The sequence below is a fragment of the Rhizomicrobium sp. genome, assembly GCF_056722145.1.
On the sequence record NZ_JBWZET010000144.1, the window covers coordinates 1 to 9,959 of the forward strand.

Annotated in this window: 8 protein-coding genes; all 8 read left to right on the top strand. The window is 65.0% G+C overall.

Annotation, left to right across the window (positions count from 1 at the left end):
* Nucleotides 1-815, top strand: an 815-nt coding sequence (gene ribF, locus AC1P6P_RS08100) for a riboflavin biosynthesis protein RibF (protein WP_481401931.1), incomplete at its 5' end; no start/stop codon positions are given.
* Between the two features lie 306 nt (nucleotides 816-1,121).
* Entirely contained in the window at nucleotides 1,122-1,511 is a 390-nt protein-coding gene (locus tag AC1P6P_RS08105) for an endonuclease domain-containing protein (protein ID WP_481401932.1), read from the top strand.
* Between the two features lie 389 nt (nucleotides 1,512-1,900).
* Entirely contained in the window at nucleotides 1,901-4,774 is a 2,874-nt protein-coding gene (ileS, locus tag AC1P6P_RS08110; RefSeq protein WP_481401933.1) for an isoleucine--tRNA ligase, read from the top strand.
* A 9-nt stretch (nucleotides 4,775-4,783) separates the two neighbouring features.
* Entirely contained in the window at nucleotides 4,784-5,305 is a 522-nt protein-coding gene (gene lspA, locus AC1P6P_RS08115) for a signal peptidase II (RefSeq protein ID WP_481401934.1), read from the top strand.
* A complete protein-coding gene (locus AC1P6P_RS08120; protein ID WP_481401935.1) occupies nucleotides 5,302-5,895 on the top strand; it encodes a DUF3035 domain-containing protein in 594 nt (197 codons plus the stop codon). The genes lspA and AC1P6P_RS08120 overlap by 4 nt, the downstream gene beginning before the upstream one ends.
* A gap of 154 nt (nucleotides 5,896-6,049) precedes the next feature.
* The gene (locus AC1P6P_RS08125) at nucleotides 6,050-7,414 is read left to right on the top strand and encodes a M16 family metallopeptidase (protein WP_481401936.1); all 1,365 of its coding nucleotides are present in this window, start codon (nucleotides 6,050-6,052) and stop codon (nucleotides 7,412-7,414) included.
* Complete coding sequence (locus tag AC1P6P_RS08130; RefSeq protein ID WP_481401937.1) at nucleotides 7,411-8,733, top strand: M16 family metallopeptidase; 1,323 nt, start codon at nucleotides 7,411-7,413, stop codon at nucleotides 8,731-8,733. The genes AC1P6P_RS08125 and AC1P6P_RS08130 overlap by 4 nt, the downstream gene beginning before the upstream one ends.
* Nucleotides 8,734-8,866: 133 nt before the next feature.
* Nucleotides 8,867-9,959: DNA mismatch repair endonuclease MutL (gene mutL / locus AC1P6P_RS08135; protein WP_481401938.1), on the top strand; the 1,093-nt coding region annotated here is incomplete at its 3' end.

Below are 9,959 nucleotides of genomic sequence, written 5' to 3' on the forward strand. Positions count from 1 at the left end.
AGGTGCGCGGCGTGGCGACGACGGTGCTCACCTTCGAGCCGACCAGCCGCGAATTCTTCCGCCCCGGGGCCGAGCCGATCCGGCTGACCCCGTTCCGCTCCAAGGCGCACATCCTCGCCAAGATGGGGGTGGACGCAATGTTTGCGCTGCCGTTCGACGCCGAAATCGCCCACCAGTCGGCGCAGGACTTCGTGCTCAACATCCTGATCGGTGGGCTCAAGGCCGAATGCGTCGTGGTCGGGTCCGATTTCCGCTTCGGGGCGCACCGCTCCGGCGACGCGTCGGTGCTCGCTTACATGGGCGAGATGGAAGGCTTCGGGGTGGAGATTTTCCCCACCGTGATGGCTGGCATGGACGAGAAGATTTCCTCGACCCTGGTGCGGGCCCAGCTTCGCGCCGGTCACCCGGAAGAGGCGGCGCGCTTGCTTGGCCATCCCTTCGTGATCGAAGGCCGGGTGGAGCACGGCGAGAAGCGCGGCCGCACCCTCGGCTTTCCCACCCTCAACATGCACCTCGACGGCTATCTCCATCCGGCGTTCGGCATCTATGCCGTGCGCACCAGCGTGATCGAGGACGACGCCGTGGTGGCGCAGTACGATGGCGTCGCGAACTTCGGCGTTCGCCCGATGTACCCGTCGGAGGAGCCGCTGCTGGAGACCTTCCTGTTCGATTTCTCCGGCGATCTCTACGGCAAGCAGATGGCGGTGGAGATGGTGTCGTACCTCCGCCCGGAAATGCGCTTCGCCAATGTGGAAGCGCTAAAGGCCCAAATGACCCAAGATGTCGCCGACGCCAAGCGGGTGCTGAGGGGCTGACACAGCCTCTTTCCTCCCCCGCGGTGCGCGTTCTATTCGCGCACAATCGGCAAAAAAGCGGGGGAGGTGCCGAGCTTTTTTGCGAGGCGGAGGGGGCGCGCCGCTAACCCCAAAAATTTTCAAGCGAGGGACGTCCGTTCTTCACCCGTTTCCGGACCTCCCGAGCCGGTCATCTACTTCCGAGATGTGCCACAACCGGTCATTGCTTCCGCGTGGGTCGACACTATCCTTACCTCGCCCCCACTTGGGGGAGAGGTCGACCAGCCGTTGCGCGAAGCGCGATGGCTGGGCGGGTGAGGGGGATCAATGGTCTCTCAGAAAACCGAAAATCGTCGCGCCGCCGGACAACGGTTGATCTCGAACGCTCGACGCATGCGCCACGAACCGACCGATGCAGAGCGCAAATTCTGGTTCGCCGTGCGCGGGCGCAAATTCGACGGTTACAAGTTCAAGCGCCAGTATCCTGTCGGGCCCTACATCGCCGATTTTGTTTGTCTGGACCGGCGACTGATCGTCGAATTGGATGGCGGTCAACACGCCCTGCGCGCTGACTATGACGCCGAGCGTACGGCTTATCTGCAAGCGCGCGGCTTTCGCGTGCATCGCGTCTGGAACGACGAATTTCTGCGTAACCCGGATGCGGTACTCGAAGGCATCTGGCTTGCGTTGACGGCCCCCTTACCCGTCGCGCGCTAAAGCGCTCGCCGACCTCTCCCCCGAACGCGGGGGCGAGGTGAAGGTCCGAATCTGGCGCATCTTCCCCCTTCGCTCTATGGCCGGATTGCGCTCAAGTCCGGACATTGCAGAGCCGCGAACGCGACCGACTCTGCCGAGATGTCGCTTTGGCTAAGTTGTTCTCGATACGTTCCAGTTCTTCCGCTGCCGGCCTTTGCCGCTGAATAAATCCGCCGCCAGGGCTTGCGCTGGACCGGCCGGGTCCCCCCTGCTAGAAGGCGGCCTTTCCCGTAGGAAGGCGGATCAAAATGTTGGAATTCCGGCTGAAAGGGCGAATTCGCCGCCCGGCTCCGTGATCGATCCGGAGACCGGGACGCCGCACCCCAACGCAACCACCGCCAAGGCTGAACATGTCCAAAGATTCTGATCACACCGGCGCCGATTACCGCGCCACCCTTTTCCTGCCCCAGACCGATTTTCCGATGAAGGCGGGGCTGCCTCAGGCTGAGCCCAAGTGGCTGGCAAAATGGGAGGCCGACGACCTGTACGGCCAGATCCGCGCGGCCGCGAAGGGCCGGCCGCTGTTCATCCTGCACGACGGCCCGCCCTACGCCAACGGCGAGATCCATTCCGGCACCGGCCTGAACAAAATCCTCAAAGATTTCGTCATCCGCTCGCAGACCATGATGGGCAAGGACGCGCCCTATGTGCCGGGCTGGGATTGCCACGGCCTGCCGATCGAATGGAAGATCGAGGAGAAATATCGCGCCGCCGGCAAGTCGAAGGACTCCGTTCCGATCGACCAGCTGCGCAAGGACTGCCGCGAGTTTGCCCTCAAATGGATCGACGTGCAGCGCGGCCAGTTCAAGCGCATGGGCGTGATGGGCGAATGGAGCCATCCCTACACGACGATGAACTACGCTGCCGAGGCGACCATCGCCGGCGAGCTGCACAAGTTCGTCGCCAGCGGGCTGCTGTATAAGGGCTTCCGCCCGGTGATGTGGTCGCCGGTGGAAAAGACCGCGCTGGCCGAAGCCGAGATCGAATACCACGAGAAAACCAGCCCCACGATCTATGTGAAATTCCCGGTCGTGAACGGCCCCGCCGAGCTGATCGGCGTGCCGGTGGTGATCTGGACCACCACGCCGTGGACGATCCCCGGCAACCGCGCCATCTGCTATTCGCCGACCATGACCTATGGCCTCTATGAGGTCGTGTCGGCGGCGGACGGCGCGCTGGAAACGGTCGGCGCCAAGCTGCTGCTGTCCGATGCGCTCGCCGAGCAGACCGCCAGCCACGCCAAGATCGGCGTCACGCGTGTCGGCGATGTCGATCCGTCGGCGCTGACCTGCGCCCATCCGTTCCGCGGTCTCGGCTATGAGTTCGACGTGCCGCTCTTGGCCGGCGATCACGTCACCGCCGACACCGGCACCGGTTTTGTTCACACCGCGCCCGGCCACGGCGAAGACGATTTCGAGATCGTGCTCGAAAAGCTTGGGCGTGATTATCCCAACAAGCATCCGGATGCGTTCGCGGTCATCACCGCCGATGGCGCCTTTGCGCCGAATGTGCCGGTGTTTGCGGGCAAATACATCCTGTCGCGCGACGGCAAGAAGGACGGCGACGCCAACGGCGCGGTGATCAAGCAGTTGATCGAATCCGGCAAGCTCTTGGCGAAGGGGTCCTTGCGCCATCAGTATCCGCATTCCTGGCGGTCGAAGGCGCCGGTGATCTTCCGCGCCACGCCGCAATGGTTCGCGGCGATGGACAAGCCGTTCCGCGATGGCAAAACGCTGCGCCAGACGGCGATGGAAGCGCTCGCCGCGACGAAATTCTATCCCGCCGCCGGGGCCAACCGCATCGGCTCGATGGTGGAGGGCCGTCCCGACTGGGTGCTGTCGCGCCAGCGCGCCTGGGGCGTGCCGCTCGCCATCTTCGTCGACAAAGCGACCGGGCAGGTGCTGAACGATGCCGCCGTCAACGCCCGCATCGTGGAAGCCTTCAAGGCCGAGGGCGCCGATGCCTGGTTCAATTCGCCGGCCTCGCGTTTCCTCGGCGATCTGCCGGCGGAAAATTACGAGCAGGTGGAAGACATCCTTGATGTCTGGTTCGATTCCGGCTCGACCCACGTCTTCACGGTGGAGCAGCCGGTCGATCCGGTGTGGCCTGAGGCCGATCAGGCCGACCTCTATCTGGAAGGCTCCGACCAGCATCGCGGCTGGTTCCAGTCGTCGCTTTTGGAAGGCTGCGCCACCAAAGGGCAGGCGCCCTACAAGGCCGTTCTCACGCACGGGTTCGTGCTCGACGAGAAGGGCTACAAGATGTCGAAGTCGATCGGCAATGTGGTCTTGCCGCAGACCATCGCCGACCAGAACGGCGCCGACATCCTGCGGCTGTGGGCGGCGTCGTCGGATTTCACCGAAGACCTCAGGATCGGCGGCGAGATCATCAAGGCCAACGTCGACGCCTATCGCCGCCTGCGCAACACCATCCGCATCATGCTGGCGAACCTTGCCGGGTTCTCGGAAGACGAACGCATCGACGTTTCGGAAATGCCCGAGTTGGAGCGCTATATCCTCGCCAAGGTCGCCGAACTCGATGCGCTGGTGAAGAAGGGCTATGCCGAATACGACTTCAACCGCGTCTTCAATTCGGTGTTCAGCTTCTGCACCAACGAACTCAGCGCGTTCTATTTCGACATCCGCAAGGACGCGCTCTATTGCGATACGTCGTCGTCAGTTCGCCGCCGCGCGTCGCGCACGGTGACCGATGAACTCTTCCGCCGCGTTGTGACGTGGCTGGCGCCGATCCTGTGCTTCACCATGGAAGAAGCCTGGACGCTGCGTTACGGCGCCGAAAGCGTCCACCTGCAGCTGTTCGCCGAGACGCCCGCCGGCTGGGCCGATGCGGCGCTGATCGAGAAGTGGACGCGCGTGCGCACGCTGCGCCGGGTGGTGACGGGCGCGCTGGAAATCGCCCGCCGCGACAAGGTGATCGGCGCCAGTTTGGAAGCGGCGCCGGTGCTGTTCGTGTCCGAGCCGGCCGATGCCGCCATCCTTAATGGCTTGAACCTTGCCGAGATCGCGATCACCTCGGGCGCCGAAGTGTCCACCGCCGAGCCGCCCGCCGAAGCTTTCCGCCTTGCCGACGTGCCGGGCGTTGCCGCTGCCTTCCGTGCCGCTGACGGCGACAAATGCGCGCGTTGCTGGATGGTTCTACCGGAAGTAGGCGAAGTTCCGGATCATCCCGATCTGTGCCATCGTTGCAGCGATGCGGTGGGCTGAGGGGGCCGAATGAACAAGCGCGATGCCGGGCTGTTGGTCGCGGGGGCGACCTTTGCGCTCGACCAGGGTTCGAAGATGGCGCTGCTCTACGGGGCTGGCTTCGTTCACATGATGCCGGGCACGGCGGTGCGGGTATTGCCGTTTTTTAATCTGACGATGGTCTGGAATCCGGGCATCAGCCTTGGTTTGTTTCCGGCTTCCAGCGTCGAAGGCACCGTGTTCCTGGCGACATTCCAGATGATTGCGGTGGGCGTGCTGAGCTGGTGGTTGTGGTTCGCGAAGAAGCCGGTGGTGGCGATTTCGCTGGGCATGGTGATCGGCGGCGCGCTCGGCAACCTGATCGATCGTTTGGTTTACGGCAAGGTGGCGGATTTCTTCCACCTCTTCGGGTTTGGTTACAGTTTTTACGTCTTCAACGTCGCAGATGCCGCAATCACACTTGGCGTTGTTGCGTTATTGTATGATGCCTTGATGAAGCCCGAAGGGACGCCCCCACGGGGCCCCGGCGAGGGACAGGAGAAGCAGGTATGAAGATCGGTACGCTCAATGCGGCTCTCACGATTGCGGTCGCGGCCGTGGCCCTGACGGGCTGCGATTCGCTTCGCTCGGCCGCCGGCATGGACAAGAGCGCGCCGGATGAATTCGCGGTGACGACCAAGGCGCCGCTGGTGATCCCGCCGGATTACAACCTGATGCCGCCGCGCCCGGGCGCGGTGCCGACCAATCAGGTCGATCCGACCGAATCGGCCGAAGGCGCGCTGTTCGGCAACGATCCGGCGACGATCGCGGCGCAGCTGCCGAACACCTACAGCGAGACCGAGAAGATGGTTCTCGCCAACGCCAAGGTGCAGTCGATCGATCCGCAGATCCATCAGCACCTGGCCTCCGACAACAAGAACATGGTCGCCACCGACGATGGCTTCACCAAGGACATCCTGTTCTGGCAGAAGCCGAAGGCGGACGACGGCCAGGCGCTCGATGCCGACGCCGAATCCCGCCGCCTCGACCAGCAGCGTGCCGGTCAGCCCGCGACTCCGGGCGCCGCCCCGGCCGCCAAGCCCGCCGCCCCAGCCAAGAAGGACGATTCGGGCTGGTTCGACGGCTGGTTCGACTGGTTCTAGTTGCCTTTCCTCCCCCGCGGAGCTCCGTTTCCGGAGCCGCACGCTCGTGAAATAGCGGGGGAGGTGCCGCGCCTTCGCGGCGGAGGGGGTATGCCGTTCTGCGGAGCGGCGTTTTGCGCTACCACAGCGGCTGGTCCCAGCAGGAATGAGTCTGATGCGGTGCAAGTCTGACCGGGCGGGCGTTTGGGCGGCTTTGTTCGCCTTGGTGCTTCTGGCCTTGCCGGCGGCGGCGCAAGGTCCCAATGCCAAGCCCGTGGCCGCGGGCAAGACCTTCCAGTTCGTGCTGCAGAACGGCTTGCAGGTGGTGGTGGTGCCCGACCGCCGCGCGCCGGTGGTCACCCAGATGGTGGTCTACAAGGTCGGCGCGGTCGACGATCCGCCCGGCATCTCGGGGCTGGCGCATTTCTTCGAGCACATGATGTTCCGCGGCACCCGCGCGGTGTCGGGCAGCGGTTATTCGCAGTCGATTGCGCGGAACGGCGGCGACGACAACGCCTTCACCACCCACGACTACACCGTCTTTCACGAGCAGATCGCCAAGGACAAGCTAAAGCTCGTCGCCCACCTCGAAGCCGACCGCATGATCAATCTCGATCTGTCGGAAAATGCGGTGATGGCCGAGCGCGACGTGGTCGGCGAAGAGCGCCGGATGCGGGTCGACAACGATCCCCAGGCGCTGGTGCAGGAGCAGGCCGAGGCGGCGCTCTATCTCTCGCACCCCTATGGCCGCCCGGTGATCGGCTGGCCGGAAGAAATCCGCCGCATCAACCGCGCCGAGGCCGACAAGTTCTATCGCCGCCATTACGCCCCCAACAACGCCATCCTGATCGTGGCGGGCGATGTCTCGGTCGAGGATGTGCGTCAGGTCGCGGAATCCGAGTTCGGTCCGCTGCCGGCGCGCGAGCTGGGGCCGCGGATCGATTACGCCCAGCCGCGGCGCATGGGCGAAAGCCGCATCGTCGTGAACCGGAAAGACGCCAAGGTGCCGCTGTTCCTGCGGCTCTATCGCGTCGACAGCTACGCCGAAGCGGCGCCGGGCTCGGCCGAAGCGCTGGAAGTGCTGGCGCGCCTCCTCGGCGGCGACGCGACCTCGGCGCTTTATCATCATCTCGTCGTGGAACGGCACCTCGCGACCGACGTGTCGGCGAGCTACGACGGCTATGCCCGCGATTCCGGCCAGTTCTCCATCACCGCGACGCCGCGTCCGGGCGTGTCGCTCGATGCGATCGAGCGCGCCATCGACGAGGTGATCGGGTTTTATGCCCATCATCAGGCGTCCAAGGCCGAGCTTCAGCGGGCGAAAGCCCAGCTCGTCGCCGGTGCCGCGTTCACCCGCGACAGCCAGTTTGAGCTGGCCTCTGCGTATGCGCGGGCGATTGCCGTCGGTTTGACCGTGTTCGATGTCCAGCAATGGCCGGCGCGCATTCAGGCGGTGAAGCCGAAGACGCTGCAGGATGCCGCCGCCACCGGCCTCAACCGCAACGAGGCCGTCACCGCCTATCTGATGCCGCGGCCATGATCGGACGCTGTGCCGCCCTGATATTGGCCGTGCTGGTGCTGTCGCCCGCGCTCGCCGCCAAGGTGGTGCCGGTGGAGGCGGTGAAGGGCGTCGTGGTGTGGCATTCCGAAGATCACACCGTGCCGGTGATCGCGCTCAGCGCCTCGTTCCCGGCCGGGGCGGTCTACGATCCCGCCGGCAAGTCGGGCCTCGCCGCGCTTGCCGCCTACAGCATGAACGAGGGCGCCGGCTCGATGGACGGCGAGGCGTTTCAGGCGGATTTGGCGGCGCACGGCATCAAGCTCGACGTCATTCCCGCGCCCGACACCCTCACGATCCGGCTGACGACGCTGACCGCCAACGCCAAGGAGGCGTTCCGGCTGCTCGCTCTCGCGCTGGCAAAACCGCGGTTCGATCCCGAGGCGGTGACGCGCGTGCGCCTGCAGATGATGCAGGAGATCGACCTGGGCCGCAGCGATCCCGCCACGGTGGCCGAACGCGGGTTCGACAGCCTGTATTTTGGTCCGTATGCGTACGGACGCCCGGTGGAAGGCGACACCCGCGGGCTGGCGTCCACCTCGGCGCAGGATTTGCGCGCCTTCGCCAGGACGCATTGGGTCAAGAACGGCCTGAAAATCGCGGTCGCGGGCGACATCACCGCGGCGGCGCTGGCGCCTCTGATCCAGTCGACGTTCGGCGCGCTGCCCGATACCGCGGTGCCGCCGCCGCCCCAGCCGCTGCGCCCGGGGGCGCCCGGCCTGCACATGCTGGCGATGGACGTGCCGCAGCCGGCGGTGATGTTCGGCGCGGCCGGTCTTGTCCGCAGCGACCGCGATTTCATCGCCGCGATGGTCGCGAACTACATTCTCGGCGGCGCCGGATCGGGCTCGCGCCTGACCCGCGAATTGCGCGAGAACCGCGGCCTTACCTACGACATCGCCACCGATCTCGTCGCCTACCGCCGCGCCGGGCTGGTGCTCGGCGTGGTGCAGACGCGCAAAAGCGCCGTGCGCCAGACCATCACGGTGCTGCGCGAGACGATGCGAAAATTCGCCGCCGAAGGCCCGACCCAGCAGGAACTCGACGACGCCAAGCAGTACCTCAACGGCTCGTTCCCGCTGGCGTTCACCTCCAACGCCGACATCGCCGCCCAGCTCAATACCTTCCAGGACCTCGGCCTGCCGCTCGATTACCTCGATCGCCGCGCCGCCCAGATCAATGCCGTCAGCCTCGCCGACGTCCGCCGTGTCGCCCAGCGCCTGTTCGATCCCGACAAGCTGACCATCGTCGTCGCCGGTTCCCTGACCTCCGGCAACACCGAACCGGCAGATTCGCCGTAACTTTCCATCGCCCCTTCGCGGGAGAGGGCGCAAAATCTTGCACTTAGCGGCGCGCGAAATTGTCCGCGTCCGCACAACCGGCCGCTAGATTTTGCGGGTGAGGGGGCGCCCGCGAATCCGCTACAGTGAGCCTATGAAAATCCGCCGTCTCACCGAAGGCACCATCAACCGCATTGCTGCGGGCGAGGTGGTTGAACGCCCGGCCAGCGCCGTCAAGGAACTGGTCGAAAACGCGCTCGACGCGGGTGCGCGCCGGATTGCCGTGTCGGCGTCCAATGGCGGGGCCGATCTGATCTTGGTCGAAGACGACGGCGAGGGCATGGCACCGGACGATCTGCTGTTGGCGGTCGAACGCCACGCGACTTCGAAGCTGCCGGCCGACGATCTTTCCCATATCGTCACTATGGGTTTTCGCGGTGAAGCACTGCCTTCGATCGGCGCGGTGGCGCGGCTCACCATCGTCAGCCGGACGAAGGCCAGCGAAGCACACGCGGTCGAAGTCGATGCCGGGCATATCGCTGGTCCGCGGCCGGCTGGATTTCTCGCCAATGGGCAATCGGGAACCCGCGTAGAAGTGCGCGAACTTTTTTACGCGACGCCCGCCCGGCTCAAGTTCATGAAGTCGGTGCGATCCGAAGACCTTGCGACTGTCGACATGATGAAGCGGCTGGCCATGGCCCGGCCCGACGTGGCGTTTTCGCTGACGCTGGACGGCCGGACCGCGCTCGATCTGCCCGCCGAAGATGTGCTGTTCGAGGGGCAATTGAAGCGGCTGGCGCGCATCATGGGGCGCGAATTTGCCGACAACGCCCTTCCGGTCGAAACCGGTCGCGAAGGCCTGAAAATTACCGGGTTTGCCGGTGTTCCGACCTACAATCGCGCCAACGCCCAGATGCAATTCCTGTTCGTCAACGGCCGGCCGGTACGTGACAGGCTTCTGATCGGCGCGGTGCGCGGAGCGTATGCGGACTTCCTGGCGCGCGATCGCCATCCGGCGTTGGCGCTGTTCCTCGATTGCGATCCGGCGTTTGTCGACGTCAATGTCCATCCGGCCAAGACCGAAGTGCGTTTTCGCGATGCCGGATTGGTCCGTGGTCTGATTGTTTCCGCATTGAAACACGCCATTCATCAGGCCGGGCACCAGGCTTCTACCACGGTGGCTGCCGAAGCGCTCACCGCGTTGAGGCCGCATAGCGGCTACGAGTATCAACCCTCGCTGCCGGTCC

Bases quoted from the DNA above. Each gene is read 5' to 3' on its own strand.
- ileS (WP_481401933.1), top strand. From the start codon at position 1,901: ATGTCCAAAGATTCTGATCACACCGGCGCCGATTACCGCGCCACCCTT.
- lspA (WP_481401934.1), top strand. From the start codon at position 4,784: ATGAACAAGCGCGATGCCGGGCTGTTGGTCGCGGGGGCGACCTTTGCG.
- AC1P6P_RS08130 (WP_481401937.1), top strand. From the start codon at position 7,411: ATGATCGGACGCTGTGCCGCCCTGATATTGGCCGTGCTGGTGCTGTCG.
- AC1P6P_RS08120 (WP_481401935.1), top strand. From the start codon at position 5,302: ATGAAGATCGGTACGCTCAATGCGGCTCTCACGATTGCGGTCGCGGCC.
- AC1P6P_RS08125 (WP_481401936.1), top strand. From the start codon at position 6,050: ATGCGGTGCAAGTCTGACCGGGCGGGCGTTTGGGCGGCTTTGTTCGCC.
- AC1P6P_RS08105 (WP_481401932.1), top strand. From the start codon at position 1,122: ATGGTCTCTCAGAAAACCGAAAATCGTCGCGCCGCCGGACAACGGTTG.